This is a genomic window from Planotetraspora kaengkrachanensis (assembly GCF_016862895.1).
GTDB lineage: Bacteria > Actinomycetota > Actinomycetes > Streptosporangiales > Streptosporangiaceae > Planotetraspora > Planotetraspora kaengkrachanensis.
The window spans coordinates 1-18,299 of record NZ_BONV01000019.1; the positions used below are offsets into that span (position 1 = coordinate 1).

An 18,299-nucleotide genomic window follows, 5' to 3' on the forward strand; every position below is an offset into this window, starting at 1 on the left:
CCCCACAAAATTCGGAATCGCGTGTGCACCGACGCCTTGCGCCGTCCCGCACGCCGCCACTGCGAACAGGCCTGCGCCTGGCAGTCGCTCAGAGCGTCCCCCAGCGCACCCCGCCCCGCCCGTGATCTTGCGTGCCGGCCCCGGCGGGAGCGGCGTCGACGTACCTGAGGATCTTCGGTCAGGTGTCCGGCGGCGCTCTCCGGGGTACGCCCTTCCCCGGCTCATACTCACTCGCGACATTCTCAAGCCAAATTCAATTAAATGCCTGGGCGTGTCGGCGGGGTGCCCCAGACCCGTCGGTTAGCGTCCCACGTATCGGGACAAGCCCGGAAAAGGACAAGCCGGAAAAGGACATGCCGATGGGGGCAGTGCGCAAGGTGGCGAGCTACCTTGGCCTGGGCAGTGCTGAGCAGTACAACGAGGCCTACGGTGGCGACGAAGACTATGGGGATGATGACTGGATGCCGGCGTCCGAGCGGGCCGCTAAGCGTTGGCAGCCGACCGGTGAGCCGGCGCGCATCGTCATGGTGCGTCCGCAGAAGTACGATGACGCGCTGACCATGGGTCGTCATTTCCGTGAGGGACACACCGTCGTGATGGACGTGGCGAGCATGTCGACCGCGGAGGCGACCCGGATGGTGGATTTCGCCGCCGGCCTGGCCTACGGCTGTGAGGGTCGGATCGAGCGCATCGCCGACAAGGTCTTCTTGCTGACCCCGGCCAATGTCGAGGTCTCCACGGCCTGACGCTGCGGGGCTCCACGGCGGGCCATGCCCTGAGCGGCGGGCCTTCGTCCGAGCGGCAGTCCGATGTCCTGAGGACTCCTGAAAGCCGACTTCTGCACGGCCGGGTTCCACCCGGTCCCAGGGGTCGGCTTCACGGTCTTCTAGGACGGATGACCGGAGCCCGTAGATCCTGGAGCCTTCTGACCGAAGCGGCACCGAGACCACCATGGCGGAACGGCCCTGAGCCACCGCGGCTCGTCGCTTCGCATAAGCCGCTTCACACAACCCGTTCAGCGGGCTCCGCGACAGCTCAGGCGGCGCGGGGGCCGCGGCGGAGCACGCGGCAGAGCTCGGTCAGGTCCTCGGTGGCGGTCTCCGCGCGGGCGGTGGCCTCCTTGCCGTATTCGCGCAGGGTCCGAACCCCACGTTCCGCGGCGTCGGACAACTCGCCGACCCTGGCCTGGACACGGCGGAGGTCGGCCTGCTCCCGTACCCTGTGCCGCCAGATGAGGTATCCACTCCAGGCGCCGAGAGCGGCCCCGGCGAGCGTGAGCAGGAACGAGACGACGAATCCGACGGCGAACACCGCCACCGCCACGACGCCGACCAGATAGCCGGGCCACGGTGTCGATGCGCGGGGCACGCAATCGGTCACGATCCGCTCCTCCGCGGAGGCCATCGACAACTGGTCGGGCCCTTCGACGCGGAGTGTGATCGGATAACCCAGGATGGGGACGGTCACCGAGCCGGGTGGGGGCGTCTGAATGGTCTCGACGAGCGACTCGCCCGCGGCCTTCACGGCGGGAGCCGCCACGTGGAGGGCGAGCGCCGCGAGATGCGGGTCGGCCCCCGGCCGTACGTCGTGAAGCAGGTGACCGCTGAGTGAACTCAACGGCCCGTCCGTGCTCTCCTGGCCGGCCAGGGCCCTGAGGACGGCGAGCGGCTCGTCGTCCGTCCAGACCGTGCCGGAGACGACCTTGGACACCTCGGCGGGGCGGGGCGCGGAGGTGATCTCGGTACAGCGCTCGCGCAGCCGGCGGAGCCGCGCAACGGCCTGAGCCGAGACGGCGATCTCGGGAACGGCGGCGAGTTCAGGGAATCCGTCGAGGGACGTCGGCACCACGGGCGTCGGCTCGTCGGGAACGAGGGCCTTGAGCCACAGCTCGTCCTCCGGCGGGACGATGACGGCGTCGAGCTTCCGCAGCACGAAGATCTTCCCCACCGGGCCGTAGGCGCCGCGCGCCGCGGCCAGCCACAGAGCCCGCTGACCGGAGGTCACCGGCCGTTCGTTCGAGAGCTCGCCGAAGGCCGTGCCGAGCCATGACGCGTGAATCCGGTCGCCGAGGCCGCATACGGCGAGAGCCAGGCAGAGGAACAGGGATGTGCGCTGCTCGTCGAGCTCGGTGGCCAGCGAGAGGGGCTCCAGCGCGTCCTGCCCGGCCATGATGAGCCCGAGTGCCTCCACGGCCGGCGCGAGCCAGTAGCTGGGCACGTCGGTGACGCCTGGCGGCAGGCTCGGCGCGCTCCCGTCGGCGGCCAGGCTGACGAGAAGCGCCTCCGCGTAACGGTGCAGCTCCGTCGCGTCGGCCTTACTTCCAGGGTCCGGACTCGTGGTCAGGTCCATGCTCACGCGTACGCTCCCCGAGGGATTGGCTGGCACTCCCTTGACCCGCGCCAGACTAGACGCCTGGCCGGGTGGGAGGGGTTGAGGCGCGCCGGACGGTGAACGGGAGTTGACCTGATAAGGCACCCCGTTCACCGACCACCGGTCACATGCGCTCGGGGACCTCGATGCCGAGCAGGTCGAGACCCTGGACCAGCACGCGCAGCGTCAGAGCCGACAGGGCGAGACGCGACGCCCGGACCGGCTCCTCGGCCTTGAGCACCGGGCAGCTCTCGTAGAACGACGTGAACGCCTGCGCCAGGTCGAAGAGGTAGTTGCAGAGCCGGTGCGGTTCGGAGGCCTCGGTCACCGTCTCGACGATCGCGCCGAACCCGAGGAGTTGCAGCGCGAGAGCACGCTCCGACGGTTCGCCCAGAACGATGGGGCCGGGGAATCCGGCGGGGTCGAGCTCGCCCCGGCGGAAGATCGACCGGATCCTGGCCGTGGCGTACTGCAGGTAGGGGCCGGTGTTGCCGGTGAGGGCGAGCATGCGGTCGAAGTCGAAGACGTACTCGCTGTCGTGGCTGACCGACAGGTCGGCGTACTTCACGCCGCCGATGCCGACCTTGCGAGCGATCTCCTTGCGCAGGGCCGGGTCGTCGTAGCGCTCGGCGATGACCGTCTCGGCCCGGCCGACCGCCTCGTCGAGCAGCTCGGTCAGCTTGACCGAGGCGCCGCTCCGCGTCTTGAACATCTTGCCGTCGGCGCCCAGGACGCTGCCGATCTGGACGTGTTCGGCCTTCACGTCGTCGTGCAGCCACCCCGCCATGCGGGCCGCGGCGAAGACCATCTGGAAGTGGAGCGACTGGGTGGCGCCCACGACGTAGAGGATCCGGTCCGACTTGAGGTCGCGCACCCGGTACCGGATCGCGGCCAGGTCGGTGGTGGCGTAGCCGTACCCGCCGTCGCTCTTGCGGATGATGAGCGGGAGCGGTGTGCCGTCCCGGCCGGTGAAGCCGGGCGGGAAGACGCACAGCGCGCCTTCGCTGATCTGGGCCACGCCCGAGGACTCGAGCTCGTCGCAGACGTCGGCGAGCATCGTGTTGTACATGCTCTCGCCCGCGATGTGGTCGTCGGTGAGCGTGACGCCGAGCACGTTGTAGACGTGGTTGAAGTAGCGCTTGGTGTATTCGATGAACTCCCGCCACAGCCGCAGGGTGGCCGGATCGCCGCCCTGGAGCAGCGGAACCCGGCTGCGCGAGCGCTCCTCGAACGTGCGGTCGTCGTCGAACTTGTGCCGGGCCTCCTGGTAGAAGGCGTTGCCGTCGCCGGCGGCGAGCCTCGCGAGCGCCTCGCCCTCGCCGATGTCGATCAGGTGCTCGATCAACATGCCGAACGGCGTGCCCCAGTCACCGAGATGGTTCTGCCGGGTGACGTCATGGCCGACATGCTCGTGGAGCCGGGCCAGAGTGTCACCGACGATCGTGGTCCGCAGATGCCCGACGTGCATCTCCTTGGCGGCGTTGGGCGCCGAGTAGTCGATCACGATGCTCTTCGGCGCGGACTGCGGCACGCCCAGCCGGTCGTCGGCCAACTGCCGTACGGCCTGGGTGGCGATCCAGTCGTCGCTCAGGGTCATGTTGAGGAACCCGGGCCCGCTGATCTCGACCGTGACGTCGGTGAGGTCCATGGCGTCGGCCACGGCCTGGGCGACCTCCCGCGGCGCCCGTCGGAGCCGCTTGGCCAGGCTCAGCGCGACGTTCGCCTGGTAGTCGGCGAACTGTGAGGGCCTGATCAGCGGATCTTCTGAGGCGTAGTCCTGGCCGAAGGCCGTGCCCAGCGCCTGCTGGACCCGCCCGGCGAGGACGATCTGCGGGTCGGTCATGCACAAAGCTTAGTGGTGGTGGTATGCGAGAACGCGAATGCTTATCGGCGGCGGTGCGACTTGTTCGCCGAGGCGATGCGCTCCCCGATGCGGGCGACGATCCCCTGTGCGGACAGATGCGCCGCCAGCTCACAGGCCGCCGCGATCCCCTTGGCTCTGGACGATCCGTGGGCGATCACCACGGTCCCGTTCAGCCCCAGCAGTACGGCGCCGCCATGCGCCTCGGGGTCGAGCCGCGCCGCCAGCTCTCTCAGCTTCGCCCGCTGGAGCAGGCCGCCGATCTTGGCCACGCGGCTCTCGTTGATCGTCTCCCTGAGCTGGCCGAAGGCGTAGCGGACGCTGCCCTCCAACGCCTTCAGGGTGACGTTGCCGGTGAACCCGTCGGTCACGACGACGTCGACCTTCCCGGTGAGCAGGTCGTCGCCTTCGATGTTGCCGGTGAAGTCGATGCCCGAGGTGCCCGAGAGCAGCTCGTGTGCCCGCTTGACCAGCTTGCTGCCCTTCTCGGGTTCCGCGCCGATGGTGAGCAGGCCCACCCGCGGCCGGACGAGGCCGAGCGCGGTCTCGGCATAGGCCACGCCGAGATGGGCGAACTGCACGAGCATCTCCGGCTTGGCGTCGGCGTTGGCGCCGGCGTCCAGCAGCACGGTCGGGTACGGCCTGGTGGGCAGCGGCACGGTGATCGCGGGCCGCATCACACCCGGCAGCCCGCGCAGGCGCAACCGGCCCGTCGCGACCACCCCGGCGGTCGAACCCGCGGACACCACGGCGGACGCGTCGCCACGCCGTACGAGATGGCAGGCGATGGCGATGCTGGAGCGCGGGCGGCGCAGGCTCGCCAGCGCACCCTCGTCCATCGCGAGCGCCTCCTCGGCCCGGACGAGCGGGATCTCGGAGACGGCGTCGTGTGCGGCGAGAAGCGGATGGAGGGCCCGCGGCTGGCCGACGAGCACGACGGGCACGCCACGCTCACGCACGGCCTGCACGGCTCCCGCGACGATCTCGTCCGGCGCGTTGTCGCCGCCCATGGCGTCGAGGGCCACGGGCAGGGCGCGGCTACGGGGCGAATGGGGCGTGACGCCGTTCACCCTGGTCACTTCACCCGCATCTGGAACATGCCCGAATGGTAGGCCCTCAGGGTGACGGCTTCCTGTACACCACGATCTTGCCGAATGTCGCGCGTCCCGTGACCCGGATCAGCGGGCCGTCGCCGTCCTTGCCGGCGGTGACCGCCCGCTTGGAGAAAACGGCGAGCCCCTCGTCGATGACGTGGGCCTCGTGGGGCACGGTCACGATCAGCTTGCCGCAGAACGAGTTGAGCTCGAGGGTGACCTCCCGGCCTGGGATGACGGCGTCGGAGAGATCGACGATCAGGGCGCCGAAGGTCGAACGGAGCTCGGTGTGGCGTCCGGCGACCCAGCGGCCACGCCGGATGACCTTGCTGAAGACCGCCGCGATCTTCTGCCGCTCGGCCACGGCGCCGGCGGAGGGAGCACCGGTGGACGGAAGGTCGGTGGTGAGGGGAACGAGGTCGCCGACCGTGACGGCCGCGTAGGCGGCGTCGAGCCGGTCGGCGTGTTCCGTCGTGGTGAGGCGACCGGTGGCCAGTGCCTCCCCGAGGATGCCCGCGACCCGATCGCGGTCCGCGTCGGAGGCGCGCTGAGCGGGGTCGTCGCCCGCGAACGGAGTCAAAGAAGTCACGGATTCAGCGTAGCTCTAAACGAGATATGTCGCGATAATCCGGAACTCTTCACTGTGAGTTTTCAAAGGAGTGGAACCAACTGTGGGCGGGTCGCGTCCGAATAGGTGAGGAACCACCGACGCGTGGCGAGGGCGGTTGGTTTACCGGAGGTCCTGAAATCTACCAAGAAAGGAAGGTCGAGTGATCTCTTCCCAGGGCACGCGCGGCTTCCGGGCCTATACGGCCAAGCATCTCGATGAGTTGCTCGGCCGCGCAGGCTTCGACGGAGATACGAGGCTGCGAGTACGCGCCGTGGCGACGGTGCTGCCGTTCCGGACGAACGCGTACGTCGTGGACGAGCTGATCGATTGGTCGGCGGTCCCCGATGACCCGATTTATCGCCTGGTCTTTCCCCAGGAGGACATGCTGCCGGAGGCCGACGTCTCGCGGCTGGCCGGCCTTCTGCGGGAGGGAGCACCCGCGGCGCAGCTCAACGCCGCCGCCAACGAGATCCGCATGCGGCTCAATCCCCATCCCGCAGGGCAACTGGAGCTCAACGTCCCCCGCGTCGGCCTGGAGACCATGCAGGGGATGCAGCACAAATATCCAGAGACCGTGCTCTTCTTCCCCAAGCAAGGGCAGACGTGCCACGCCTACTGCACCTACTGCTTCCGGTGGGCGCAGTTCATCGGCGAGCCCGACCTCAAGATGGCCTCCGACGACGTCGGGAGCCTGATCTCCTACATCGGCGCACACCCGGAGATCACCAGCGTGCTGCTCACCGGAGGTGATCCGATGATCATGGGAGAGCCCGTGCTCCGCCGCTACGTGGAGCCGCTCCTGCGGGTGGAGCAGATCGAGTCGATCCGCATCGGCACGAAGTCCCTGGCGTACTGGCCGGCCAGGTTCGTCACCGACCCCGACGCCGACGCGACCCTCGAACTGTTCGCCGAGGTGGTGAAGTCGGGCAAGAACCTCGCCTTCATGGCGCACTTCTCGCACCCCCGCGAGTTGGAGTCGCCGGTCGTGGAGGAGGCGATCCGCCGAATCAGGGACACCGGGGCCGTGATCCGGACGCAGGCGCCGATCATCCGGTCGATCAACGACTCCGCGGAGACCTGGGCGGGGATGTGGCGGCGCCAGAGCACGCTCGGCATGATCCCCTACTACATGTTCGTCGAGCGCGACACCGGCCCCCAGGACTACTTCGCCGTTCCCCTCGTGGACGCCTACGAGATCTTCCGCGACGCCTACTCCCAGGTCTCCGGCGTCTGCCGTACGGTCCGGGGACCGTCGATGTCCGCGACCCCCGGCAAGGTCTGCGTCGACGGCGTGACCGAGATCGCCGGACAGCGGGTGATCATGCTCCACTTCATCCAGGCCCGCGACCCCCAACTTGTCGGGCGGCCGTTCTTCGCCCGATACGACCCCGAGGCCGTCTGGCTCTCGGATCTCCGGCCGGCCTTCGCCGACCGTTTCCCCTTCGAACAGGGCCTCGAGGCGACGTCTCTTGCCCGCCTGAGCGCCTGACACCACGCGCGTTAATAAAAGTGACCGGAAAAATCTGTCCCCGGCCTGGGCGGCATGTTTACCGTGCCTTTCTCCCGGGCCGGGGTTGGCCTGACCCTAGCGCCAACGGTCACCTGCCTATATCCGGACTTTTCTGGCCTTGTCCCTGGTCAGAGGCCCTTAGACAGGGGGCATTCCCGCAGTGCGCGGGGTGATAGAAATGCCGTCGTCTTGGTCGGCAAGCACGCCGACGCACGGGGGTTCTTGGGTTCGTCATTCCCACTCTCGTGAAAAGGGATATGAACCGGGGGCAAGTAATGAAACGAGTCGTTAGGACAGCCGTAGTCGCATTCACGGTCGGCGTCGCCGGTCTGATGGCCGCGCCGGCACAGGCCGACGTCTGCAACAACGTCTGCACCTCGCGGATCACCGCGGTGGCGAACCTCCTGGCCGACCTCCAGAGCCACGCGGTCGTCGCGGCCACCGCGGGAGCCAGCGCACAGGTCAACGCCGTGGCGACCCTGAGCGCCAACGTCGTCGCCGATCTCCAGGCGGACCTCGTCGCGGTCGCCAACCTGGCGGGCACCACCACCGCCGGCCTCAACGCCCAGGCGAACGCCCAGATCGCGGCGGCAGCCAACCTGGCGGCCGACATCTCGGCCAACATCACCGCCAACCTCACGGCCAACGTCGTCGCGAACCTGCAGGCCCACCTCACGGCCGTGATCGACGCGACCGCGAACGTCACGGCCAACCTCGACGCCGCCGTGCTGGCCAACGTCAACGCCGGTGCGGTGGTGGTCGCGGAGGCGGGCAGGCCGGCTCTCGCCGCCACGGGGCAGGCTCCGGCCGTCGCCGCGGGCGCCGCTCCGACCGTCGCCGCCACGGTGGGCGCGGCGGCCAACCTGGGGCTCGTCGCCAACCTCACGGCCCTCCTCGACCTCGACGCCGCGGTCGGGGTCGCCGGAACGGCTTCCGGCGGGCTTCTCGCGCTGATCCCGTGCGACACGCCGGCCACGGCCGCTCAGGTCGCGGCGACGGCCACGGCCCGGACGACCGCGACCACGGTGCAGCGGGGCGCCGGCACCACGGTCACGCACGTCAACAACCAGACGCTGGTCCCCGCCGGCCAGACCGCCGCGACCGCCGGCACGTCCCTCGTCACGTCCACGGCCACCACGGCGGACGCGACCGGAGCCACCGCGGTGACGGGCATCCCCCGCACCGTCAAGGGGACGCTGCCGAAGCACAAGAACGGGTACGTCCGCGGCAACGGCAACTGACCGTCGGCTACCACACGAAAATCGAACGGCCGGTGTCCCCCGAGGGGGCACCGGCCGTTTCGTTGTCGTCGAGGGGTCAGTTGACGGGGGCGCGCACGCATGTGCGCCGGGCGATCTGCGCCTGTAGCCGCGCCATCTGCCAGTGCAGATCGATCAGCTGCTCGACGAGCAGGCCCGCCGGCAACTCCATGGGATCCTCGGCGGCCAAGTGGTCGATCGCCATCGCCAGGTCGCTCATGCCACCCCTTCCCTCAGATCGAATCTCCGTTCGAATCATAATGGAACAGGGGGCTCAATGGCATCAGGTTCCGTACACCGGTGCGATGTAGCCGCGCGCGAGCGTGTTGGCGGTGATGTTGAAGCCGACGACCGCGGGGGAGGCGTCGCCGTCCACGCCGAGCTTCTCGACGCCGAGCGCGTGCACCGCGAACAGGTACCGGTGCGGATTCCCTGGAGGCGGTGCGGCGCCGCCGTACTCCCTGGCGTTGTAGTCGTTGCGCGCGTGCACCGCCCCCTCCGGCAGGCCCTTGAAGTCGGGGCCGGTGCCGGCTCCGGTCGGCAGCTCGGTGACGTCGGCGGGGACGTCGAACAGCACCCAGTGCCAGAAGCCGCTCCCGGTGGGCGCGTCCGGGTCGTAGCAGGTCACCGCGTAACTCTTGGTGCCCTCAGGAGCTCCGGACCACCGAAGGTGCGGGGAGAGGTTCTGCCCCGTCATCCCCCAGTCGTTGAAGACGTGAGCCTCCGACGTGCGCTCCCCGTCGCGGACGTCGTCGCTGACGACGGTCAGTGCCGCGACCTCGGGCAGATGGTCGTAAGGAATCGGTGGCGGTGTGGGCATCAGTTCACCCTCCCAAGAGTGGTCACACCCGGTTGTAGGCCCCCAGGACCTCCTGCGGATCACCCTCCATCTTGATCTTGCCCTTGTGCAGCCAGATCACCCGGTTGCACGTCTCCTCGATCACATCGAGGTTGTGGGCGACGAGGAAGACGGTGCCGGCGGACTCGCGCATCTGCATGATGCGGTCCTTGCTCTTCTTCTTGAACTCGCGGTCGCCGGTGGCGAGGGCCTCGTCGATCAGCAGGACGTCATGAGTCTTGGCGGAAGAGATCGCGAAGCGGAGTCGCGCGCCCATTCCGGAGGAGTAGGTCGACATGGGGAACTGGATGAAGTCCCCGATGCCGGAGAAGTCGACGATCTCGTCGTACTTCTCCCGCGTCTCGGTCGGCGACATGCCCATGGCGTAGCAGCCGAGCACGATGTTGCGCTCGCCCGTGAGCTCCTTCATCAGCGCCGCGTTGACGCCGAGCAGGGACGGCTGGCCGTTGGTGTACACGGCGCCCTTGTGGGCCGGCAGGAGGCCCGCGATGGCCCGGAGCAGGGTCGACTTGCCCGACCCGTTGCGGCCGATGATGCCGATGGCCTCGCCGTGGTTGGCGACGAAGGAGACGCCGCGCACGGCGTGGACCTCCTTCATCTCCGGGCGGCCCTGGCGGCGGACGATGCGGCTCAGGGCGTTGGCGGCGTTGCCCTTCTTGTTGGCCGCGCCGTACACCTTGTAGACGATGTGCAGGTCGTCGACGATCACGGTTGGCGTTCCCACTGTCACGTTCGACAGCTCCTCGCTCAGCGGCTCCTGCATCACATCAGCCACGGCCGTATCTCTCCTCAGCTCGCCAGAAGTACCAGAAGCCGCCGATGACCGCGAAGACGGCCCAGAAGGTGCACGTGACCCACGCCCACCGCTCCGGGAACCTCTGATAGATCAGCAGGTCGCGCATGAACTCGATGTACGCCGCCGCGGGGTTGAACTCCAGTGCCCAGCGCAGGGCGCTCGGCAGGCCGGCGGTCCTCTCGGTGATCATGTAGAAGACGCCGGAGGCGTACAGCCAGGTGCGCAGGATGAACGGAAGCAGCTGGTTGATGTCGCGGACGAACGCGCCGATGCGGGCCATGAACAGGCTCGCACCGAGGTTGAAGACGAACTGGAGGACCAGGGCGACCGGGATCAGCAGCCAGAGCCAGCTGATCGGCTCTCCGGTGACCAGCACCAGGACGATGAGCACGCCCATCGACCAGCCGAGCACCTGCAGTTCCTGGATCGCGTACGCCAGGGGCAGCGTGGCCCGGGGGAAGTGCAGCGCCCGGATGAGGGACAGGTTGCCCGAGATGGACTTGGCGCCGCCCGTCACCGTCCGCTGGGTGAAGGTGAAGACCATGACCCCGGTGATGAGGAATGCGGGGTAGTTCTGGATGTGCTTACTCTGGGCGAGGATGACGCCGAACATCAGCCAGTAGACCGCCGCGTTGAGCAGCGGCGTCAGCACCTGCCAGAGCTGGCCGAGTGCCGACGTCGAATAATTGGAGACGTTCTTCGATGTGGCGTACGTCACAATGAAGTGCCGTCGGTCCCACAGTTGGCGCAGATAGGCGGGGAGTGAGGGGCGTGCGATGGCACGCCGCAACCCGTAACGCTCGGCGAGTGCGGCCAGCGACTCCTGGGCTCGGCCGCCCGCCTGGGCGTCCGCGACCGCGGACTCCGGCTGGCTCATGGCAAGGACTCTATTGGATGGAGGTCGATGAGAAGTCGGCGACGTTGGTCGGCCGAATCCTCCCTGGAGTGGGGTACATCTGTCGCGTCGAACGCCGCTGCGACTGGTCAAAGGTAGCCCAAGACGTCGTGACGCGACGACAACGCCACGGACCTTACGACATCCCTGCCATCATGGGGAGACGTAGAAGTGGTATATCTACCGTAGTTGACGCTTTATACCCGAGATACCTATTTGGGGTTGGCTCGCTGGTATGCGTGTGACGCCCTACTGACGCACGTGTGACCGAACTGCAACGCAGCAGAGACTCCTCTGCTGCGTCGGGTGAGGGATGCTCGCGGACGACTGACAGGGCGTCATTCTGGTTTGACCACGCCCGGAAAACCGGGGACCTTACCAGCGCGAACGCCCATCCTTAGAGGGAGGACCAATCCACTATGCGCGTGACTAAGGGCGCGAAGATCGCCGCAGGCTCCGCGCTGCTAGCGCTCGGGGTCGCCGCGTGCGGCGGTGGCGGCGGCAGCTCCAGTGACGGCGGGAACCCCCGTACGGCCACGGGCACCGTCTACATCCGCGGTTGTGAGCCGCAGACCGGTTTCGTGCCGGGCAACATCAACGAGACCTGCGGCGGCACGGTCAACGACTTCGTGTACAGCAAGCTCGTGAAGTACAACCCCGACACGGCCGCCCCCGAGCTCGACCAGGCCGCATCGATCGACACGACCGACAACAAGGTCTGGACGATCAAGCTCAAGCCGGGCCTCAAGTGGAGCGACGGCACCCCGGTTACCGCGAAGAACTACGTCGACGCGTGGAACTACACGGCGTACTCGCCGAACGCGCAGATCGGCAGCTCGTGGTTCGCGGACGTCCAGGGCTTCGACAAGGTCAACACGGCCGACCCCGACGGTCCTGACGGGCCCAAGGAGGCTCCGAAGCCGGAGACCGACAAGCTGTCCGGCCTCGAGGTCGTCGACGACACCACGTTCAAGGTGACGCTCAACGCCCCCACGGCGGTCTTCCGGACGAAGCTGGGCTACATCACCTTCGCCGCGCTGCCCGATGCCTTCTTCAAGAACCCCCAGGGCTTCGCGCAGAACCCGGTCACGAACGGCCCCTTCAAGTTCGTGAAGTGGGACCACAACTCGCAGATCGTGGTCGCCGCCAACCCCGACTACGCGGGCGCGGAGAAGCCGAAGGTCAAGCAGATCGTCTACAAGATGTACAAGGACGACGACGCGGCCTACGCGGACCTGGTGTCCAACAACCTCGACTTCACCGAGCTGATCCCGCCGTCGGCCCTGGCCGGCGACAAGTGGAAGACCGACCTCGGTGACCGCGCGATCGAGGGTCAGCAGGGCGTCATCCAGACGGTGTCGTTCCCGCTGTACGACAAGGAGTTCGGCGGCAACGCCGACTTCCGCAAGGCGATCTCGCTGGCGGTCGACCGGAAGACGATCACCGACAAGATCTTCAACAAGGGCCGCGTGCCGCTCGACAGCTGGGTCTCCCCGATCGTCGAGGGCTACAAGGCGGGCTCCTGCGGCGAGTTCTGCACCTACGACCCGACCAAGGCCAAGGACTTCCTGAACAAGGCCAAGCAGGAGGGTTACACCCCGCCGAAGGAATTCCCGATCTGGTACAACGGCGACTCCGCGCACAAGGAGTGGGTGGACGCCATGGCCAACAGCATCAACCAGGCCCTGGGCAGCGACGCCGGCTTCACCGTGGTGGGCAAGTCCATGCCGACGTTCGACGAGTTCCGTAGCGTCATCACGGAGCACAAGATCAAGGGCATGTTCCGCACCGGCTGGCAGATGGACTACCCGCACATCGAGGACTTCCTGAACCCGCTGGTCAAGACCGGCGCGTCCTCGAACGACGGTCTGTACAGCAACAAGGCGCTGGACGAGAAGCTGCACGAGGCCGACGTGGCCACGGACCAGAACCAGTCGGTGAGCCTGTACCAGCAGGCCGAGGCTATGCTTGCCGAGGACCTGCCGACGATCCCGCTGTGGTCGTACGGTCTGCAGGCCGGTACCTCGAAGTGGGTGACTGGAGTCAAGGTCACGCCGTTCGGCGAGCTCGACCCGCTCTCCATCCAGATCAAGGCTGCTGCCTGAGCCTTCGGCTAGCACGTAAGTCGAGGCCGGTCCCAGACCGGGGCCGGCCTCGGTCGCTGTCCAACTAACGCCCGCCCCTGTGTTGACCTACGGGGGAACGCTGTACGACCTCTAGCGTCAGACAGGAGGTGCGCATGGGCCGATATACCATCAGGCGCCTGCTGCAACTCATACCCGTGCTGCTCGGCACGACATTCCTCATCAACTACATGGTGTGGCAGCTTCCTGGCGACCCCTTCGCCGGCCGATGTGGCCAGCGGCCCTGCCCGGACAGCTACGTCTCCGCGATGAGGGCGCAGTTCGGCCTGGATCAGCCGATCCTGGTGCAGTACTGGCAGTTCCTGAAGAACATGCTCACCGGCAACCTCGGTGTCGACTTCAACCAGGTTCCCGTGGCGGCCCAGCTGGGCGACGCCTGGCCCATCACGATCCGCCTGGCGCTCCTCGCGGTCGCCATCGAGGCCGTCATCGGCATCAGCGCCGGCGTCCTGTCCGGCCTCAAGCGCGGCGGCTTCATCGACAACGTGGTCACCATCTCCACGCTGTTCCTGCTCTCGCTCCCCGTCTTCGTCACCGGCTTCCTCCTCCAGTGGCTGCTCGGCGTTCAGCTGCAGGTCATCACCCCGACGGTCTCCGACGAGGCGACCATCACCGAGCTGCTCGTCCCGGCCTTCGTGCTCGCCAGCCTCAACATGGCGTTCACCGCCCGCCTCACTCGGACGAGCATCGTGGAGAACCGCCGCTCCGACTACGTCCGCACGGCCATCGCCAAGGGTCTGACCAACCGGCGAGTGGTCGGCGTCCATCTCTTGCGCAACTCGCTGATCCCCGTGTTGACCTTCCTCGGCACCGAGGTGGGTTCCTTGATGTCCGGCGCCATCATCACCGAGGGCATCTTCAACATCCACGGCATCGGCGGCCTTCTCTACCGCGCGATCACGGGCCAGGACTACACGATCGTCGTCCCGATCGCCTCGCTGCTCGTCCTCGTGTACCTGGTTTCGAATTTGCTCGTCGACCTCCTCTACGGCGTGCTCGACCCGAGGATCCGCTATGAGTGACCCCTCCGTAACACAGGACCTGATTCACGGCGGCGAGGGGCCCGCGGCATCGGTCGTGTCGGCCTCGAACAAGCCCCGCAGCCTGTGGCAGGACACCTGGGACATCCTCAAGCGCAGGAAGATCTTCTGGATCTCCTTGACCATGCTGGTCCTGTTCCTGCTCATGGCGGCCTTCCCGTCGCTGTTCACGGGCAAGAACCCCGACTACGCGACTTTGGCCAAGAGCATGGAGCCGCCGAGCGGGGAGGCGTGGTTCGGCTACGACCTGCAGGGACGCGACGTCTTCGCCCGCACGATCTACGGCGCCCGCACCTCGATCATCGTCGGCGTGCTCGCCACACTCCTGACCGTGGTCCTCGGCGGCATCGCCGGCGTGCTGGCCGCCTACTACGCGCGCTGGGTCGACTCGGTCCTGTCCCGCGTCGGTGAGATCTTCCTGGGCGTGCCGTACGTGCTGGGTGCGATCATCATCCTCGGCACCATCGCGCCCGCGCAGAGCAGCCCCGACAGGGCGACGATCATGGCCGTCGTCATCGTCGTGCTCGCCGTGCTCGGGTGGCCGATCCTCATGCGCATCGCCCGCTCGTCGGTGATCCAGGCGAAACACCAGGACTACGTCCAGGCGGCGCGCGCTCTGGGGGCCGGTCCGTTCCGGATCATCTTCAAGCACCTCCTGCCGAACTCCCTGGCGCCGATCCTCGTGTACGCCACGATCACGATCGGCAGCTACATCGGGGCCGAGGCGACGCTCTCGCTGCTGGGCATCGGCCTGCGCGAGCCGGTCATCTCGTGGGGCATCGCGATCGCCGACCACACGAGCTACATCAGGACCGGCGCCCACGCGATGTTGTTCCCCGCGGCGTTCCTGTCCCTGTGCGTGCTGACCTTCGTCATGCTGGGCGAAGCCGTACGTGACGCCCTCGACCCCAAGCTTCGCTGAGGAGGCACAGCAAGTGGTAGAAGTGCTTTCCGAGCCCACGGGCAGAGGCTCCTACAGCGGCGCCCTCCTGGAGGTCGAGAACCTCCAGGTGGAGTTCCACACCCGTCAGGGCGTGGCGAAGGCCGTCAACGGCGTCACCTACAGCGTGAACCCCGGCGAGACCCTGGCGGTGCTGGGCGAGTCGGGTTCGGGCAAGAGCGTGACCGCTCAGACGATCATGGGCATCCTCGACATGCCCCCCGGGAAGATCACCGGTGGGGAGATCCGCTTCCGCGGGGTCGACATCCTCAAGCTGTCCGAGGAACAGCGCAGGAGGATCCGCGGTGAGGGCATCTCGATGGTGTTCCAGGACGCCCTTTCGGCGCTGAACCCCGTCTTCCCCGTCGGCTGGCAGATCGCGGAGATGTTCCGGATCCACCGGGGCGCCTCGCGGTCGGACGCCAAGAAGAAGGCCGTCGAGCTGATGGACCGGGTCCGCATCCCCGGGGCCAAGGATCGGGTCAACGACTTCCCGCACCAGTTCTCCGGTGGTATGCGCCAGCGCATCATGATCGCCATGGCGATCGCGCTGGACCCGGAGATCCTGATCGCGGACGAGCCGACGACCGCGCTCGACGTGACCGTCCAGGCCCAGATCATGGGGCTGCTCGCCGACCTCCAGCGCGACAGCAACATGGGCCTCATCCTGATCACCCACGACCTCGGCGTCGTCGCCGACGTGGCCGACAAGATCGCCGTCATGTACGGCGGCCGCATCGTCGAGACCGCGCCGGTGCACGACCTCTACGCGAACCCGGCCCACCCCTACACCAGGGGTCTGCTCGAGTCGATCCCCCGGGTCGACCTCAAGGGCCAGGAACTGTACGCGATCAAGGGCATGCCGCCGAACCTGCTCGAGATGCCGTCGGGCTGCGCCTTCCACCCCCGTTGCCCCTACCGGCGAGAGGACTGCGCCACCGCGATCCCCCCGCTGTATCCGATCAGTGGCAATCGTGGCAGCGCCTGCCACTACTGGAGGGAGGTTGTCGATGGCTCCCGCTGAGCCCATCCTTCAAGTCCGTGACCTGGTCAAGCACTTCCCTCTGACGCAGGGCATCGTCTTCAAGCGGCAGATCGGCGCCATCAAGGCCGTCGACGGGGTCTCCTTCGACCTGCACCGCGGTGAGACGCTGGGCGTCGTGGGCGAGTCAGGCTGTGGCAAGTCCACGCTGGCCAAGGTCATGATGGCGCTGGAGCGGCCCACGTCCGGCTCGGTGGTGGTCGACGGCAAGGACATCACCAAGGCCAAGGGCTCCGAGCTCAAGCGCATGCGGCGCAACATCCAGATGGTGATGCAGGACCCGTACACCTCGCTGAACCCCCGGATGACCGTCGGCGACATCATCGGCGAGCCGTTCGAGATCCACTCGGAGGTCGTGCCGAAGGCCGGCCGCCGTAAGCGCGTGCAGGAACTGCTGGACGTGGTGGGCCTCAACCCCGACCACATCAACCGCTACCCCCACCAGTTCTCCGGCGGTCAGCGGCAGCGCATCGGCATCGCCCGGGGCCTGGCCCTCCAGCCCGAGATCATCATCTGCGACGAGCCGGTCTCCGCGCTCGACGTGTCGATCCAGGCCCAGGTCATGAACCTGCTGGACCGGCTCCAGAAAGAGTTCAACCTGGCGTACATCTTCATCGCCCACGACCTGTCGGTGGTCCGCCACATCTCCGACCGCGTGGCCGTGATGTACCTCGGCAAGATCGTCGAGCTGGGCGGGGACAGCCAGATCTACGACCGGCCGAGCCACCCCTACACGCAGGCGCTGCTCTCGGCGGTGCCGGTGCCCAACCCGGAGGGCCGCGAGGCCCGGCAGCGGATCATCCTCCAGGGTGACCCGCCGTCGCCGGCGAACCCGCCCTCGGGTTGCCGGTTCCGCACCCGTTGCTGGAAGGCGCAGGACATCTGCGCCAAGGAGGAGCCTCTCCTCCAGATCCGCCCGGGCACCGACCACCTCAGCGCATGCCACTTCGCCGAGGCTCGCGACGTGGTCCACACCCAGTCGTAGCCTTCGCGGCAACCTCCACCTACGGCTCTCGCCCGAGTCACGCCTGCTGGCGGACCGGCGAGAGCCGTACGTGTGCGCCGGGCGGAAGCCCGAGCCGCTCCGCCGCGTCGCCGAAGTTGATCGCCATGGCCACCAGGCCGGCGGAGTCGGTGAAGGCGACGAGGTCGCCTGGCGGTACCGCCGTGAACGTGTCGCGGAACGGAACGGTGATCTGCCGTCGTCCCAGCCAGACGGTCAGCATGTCGCCGGCCCGGACGCCCAGGGACGCCACGTCGCCCCCGGTGATCGACAACTGGACGTTGCCGTGGCGGTCGACGCAGAGGACCTCGCCCTCGGCGGCGCCGTCGCGGATCCGGCACATCGGGGCCGGCAGCAGGACCAGGCTGTTCCCCGGGATCGGCGGCCCCACGTCCGTGGGGCTCCTGCCCGCGCACAGATGCGCGGCCACGGGTGCGAAGACGTCCCGGCCGTGGAACGTGGGCGAGACCGGCTGCAGGAACAGCTCCTCGTTGGCGATCTCGTAGGCCGCCTCGGCACCGCCGACGGCCTGGACGGCCCACGACAGGACTCCGTTGTCAGGCCCGACGAACACCCGGCCCCCGGCCTCCACCGCGACCGCCCGTCCGGCGCCGCAGGCGGTCGGATCGACGACGGCCAGATGGACGCCGACGGGCAGGTACGGCGTGGTCTGCGCGAGGATGGCCGCGCCGCGCCGCACGTCCCCGGTGGGGACGAGATGGCCGACGTCGATGATCCTCGCCTCTGGCGCTATACCGACGATGACTCCGTGGCAGGCGGCGACGAAGCCGTCCTCGAGCCCGTAGTCGGTCAGAAGCGTGATTACTGAGGTCACACTTGGTGACATTACGACTGCCCTTCCGGCCTGAACACCCC

General features: G+C 67.8%; 17 protein-coding genes. 8 read left to right on the forward strand and 9 right to left on the reverse strand.

Translation table 11 applies throughout. The features are described 5' to 3' along the window. The first annotated feature begins 359 nt into the window (after positions 1 to 359). Positions 360 to 746, forward strand: coding sequence for a cell division protein SepF (locus Pka01_RS21450; protein WP_203884621.1), 387 nt, complete (start codon positions 360 to 362; stop codon positions 744 to 746). Between the two features lie 289 nt (positions 747 to 1,035). On the opposite strand, the gene Pka01_RS21455 is transcribed toward Pka01_RS21450, so the two are convergent. From Pka01_RS21455 to Pka01_RS21470, 4 genes are all read right to left on the reverse strand, one after another. After that, a complete protein-coding gene (locus Pka01_RS21455; RefSeq protein WP_239115197.1) occupies positions 1,036 to 2,349 on the reverse strand; it encodes a hypothetical protein in 1,314 nt (437 codons plus the stop codon). Between the two features lie 145 nt (positions 2,350 to 2,494). After that, positions 2,495 to 4,213: an arginine--tRNA ligase gene (gene argS / locus Pka01_RS21460; RefSeq protein ID WP_203884622.1), complete on the reverse strand. Its 1,719-nt coding sequence runs from the start codon at positions 4,211 to 4,213 to the stop codon at positions 2,495 to 2,497. 41 nt (positions 4,214 to 4,254) lie between these two features. After that, positions 4,255 to 5,241: a phosphate acyltransferase PlsX gene (gene plsX / locus Pka01_RS21465; protein WP_239115198.1), complete on the reverse strand. Its 987-nt coding sequence runs from the start codon at positions 5,239 to 5,241 to the stop codon at positions 4,255 to 4,257. 106 nt (positions 5,242 to 5,347) lie between these two features. Then, a complete protein-coding gene (locus Pka01_RS21470) occupies positions 5,348 to 5,914 on the reverse strand; it encodes a DUF1707 SHOCT-like domain-containing protein (RefSeq protein WP_239115178.1) in 567 nt (188 codons plus the stop codon). Positions 5,915 to 6,095: 181 nt separating this feature from the next. Between Pka01_RS21470 and Pka01_RS21475 the strand changes: the two genes are divergently transcribed. Both Pka01_RS21475 and Pka01_RS21480 read left to right on the forward strand, forming a co-directional pair. Further along, positions 6,096 to 7,424: a KamA family radical SAM protein gene (locus Pka01_RS21475; protein ID WP_373318179.1), complete on the forward strand. Its 1,329-nt coding sequence runs from the start codon at positions 6,096 to 6,098 to the stop codon at positions 7,422 to 7,424. Positions 7,425 to 7,720: 296 nt separating this feature from the next. After that, positions 7,721 to 8,686 (forward strand): hypothetical protein, encoded by a 966-nt coding sequence (locus Pka01_RS21480; RefSeq protein WP_203884623.1) that lies wholly within the window; start codon positions 7,721 to 7,723, stop codon positions 8,684 to 8,686. A 76-nt stretch (positions 8,687 to 8,762) separates the two neighbouring features. Here Pka01_RS21480 and Pka01_RS21485 read toward each other — a convergent pair whose 3' ends face one another. The 4 genes from Pka01_RS21485 to Pka01_RS21500 form a co-directional block, all read right to left on the reverse strand. Further along, on the reverse strand, positions 8,763 to 8,924 hold the full coding sequence (locus tag Pka01_RS21485; protein ID WP_203884624.1) for a hypothetical protein: 162 nt from the start codon (positions 8,922 to 8,924) through the stop codon (positions 8,763 to 8,765). A 63-nt stretch (positions 8,925 to 8,987) separates the two neighbouring features. Continuing rightward, the gene (locus tag Pka01_RS21490) at positions 8,988 to 9,524 is read right to left on the reverse strand and encodes a YbhB/YbcL family Raf kinase inhibitor-like protein (protein ID WP_203884625.1); all 537 of its coding nucleotides are present in this window, start codon (positions 9,522 to 9,524) and stop codon (positions 8,988 to 8,990) included. Positions 9,525 to 9,546: 22 nt separating this feature from the next. After that, positions 9,547 to 10,326: an ABC transporter ATP-binding protein gene (locus Pka01_RS21495; protein ID WP_203884785.1), complete on the reverse strand. Its 780-nt coding sequence runs from the start codon at positions 10,324 to 10,326 to the stop codon at positions 9,547 to 9,549. 4 nt (positions 10,327 to 10,330) lie between these two features. Beyond that, complete coding sequence (locus tag Pka01_RS21500) at positions 10,331 to 11,236, reverse strand: ABC transporter permease (protein ID WP_203884626.1); 906 nt, start codon at positions 11,234 to 11,236, stop codon at positions 10,331 to 10,333. Between the two features lie 443 nt (positions 11,237 to 11,679). Here Pka01_RS21500 and Pka01_RS21505 point away from each other — a divergent pair, with 443 nt between their 5' ends. The 5 genes from Pka01_RS21505 (at position 11,680) to Pka01_RS21525 (ending at position 17,405) form a co-directional block, all read left to right on the forward strand. Further along, positions 11,680 to 13,359 carry a peptide ABC transporter substrate-binding protein gene (locus Pka01_RS21505; RefSeq protein WP_203884627.1) on the forward strand — a complete coding sequence of 560 codons (1,680 nt, stop codon included), beginning with the start codon at positions 11,680 to 11,682 and terminating at the stop codon, positions 13,357 to 13,359. Positions 13,360 to 13,493: 134 nt separating this feature from the next. Beyond that, positions 13,494 to 14,420: an ABC transporter permease gene (locus Pka01_RS21510; protein ID WP_203884628.1), complete on the forward strand. Its 927-nt coding sequence runs from the start codon at positions 13,494 to 13,496 to the stop codon at positions 14,418 to 14,420. After that, positions 14,413 to 15,360: an ABC transporter permease gene (locus Pka01_RS21515; RefSeq protein ID WP_203884629.1), complete on the forward strand. Its 948-nt coding sequence runs from the start codon at positions 14,413 to 14,415 to the stop codon at positions 15,358 to 15,360. Before Pka01_RS21510 ends, Pka01_RS21515 begins: the two co-directional genes overlap by 8 nt. A 13-nt stretch (positions 15,361 to 15,373) precedes the next feature. Then, a complete protein-coding gene (locus Pka01_RS21520) occupies positions 15,374 to 16,402 on the forward strand; it encodes an ABC transporter ATP-binding protein (RefSeq protein ID WP_203884630.1) in 1,029 nt (342 codons plus the stop codon). After that, positions 16,389 to 17,405, forward strand: coding sequence for an ABC transporter ATP-binding protein (locus Pka01_RS21525; protein WP_275414488.1), 1,017 nt, complete (start codon positions 16,389 to 16,391; stop codon positions 17,403 to 17,405). The genes Pka01_RS21520 and Pka01_RS21525 overlap by 14 nt, the downstream gene beginning before the upstream one ends. Positions 17,406 to 17,442: 37 nt before the next feature. Here Pka01_RS21525 and Pka01_RS21530 read toward each other — a convergent pair whose 3' ends face one another. Next, positions 17,443 to 18,258, reverse strand: coding sequence for an SAM hydrolase/SAM-dependent halogenase family protein (locus Pka01_RS21530; protein ID WP_239115179.1), 816 nt, complete (start codon positions 18,256 to 18,258; stop codon positions 17,443 to 17,445). Between the last annotated feature and the right edge of the window lie 41 nt (positions 18,259 to 18,299).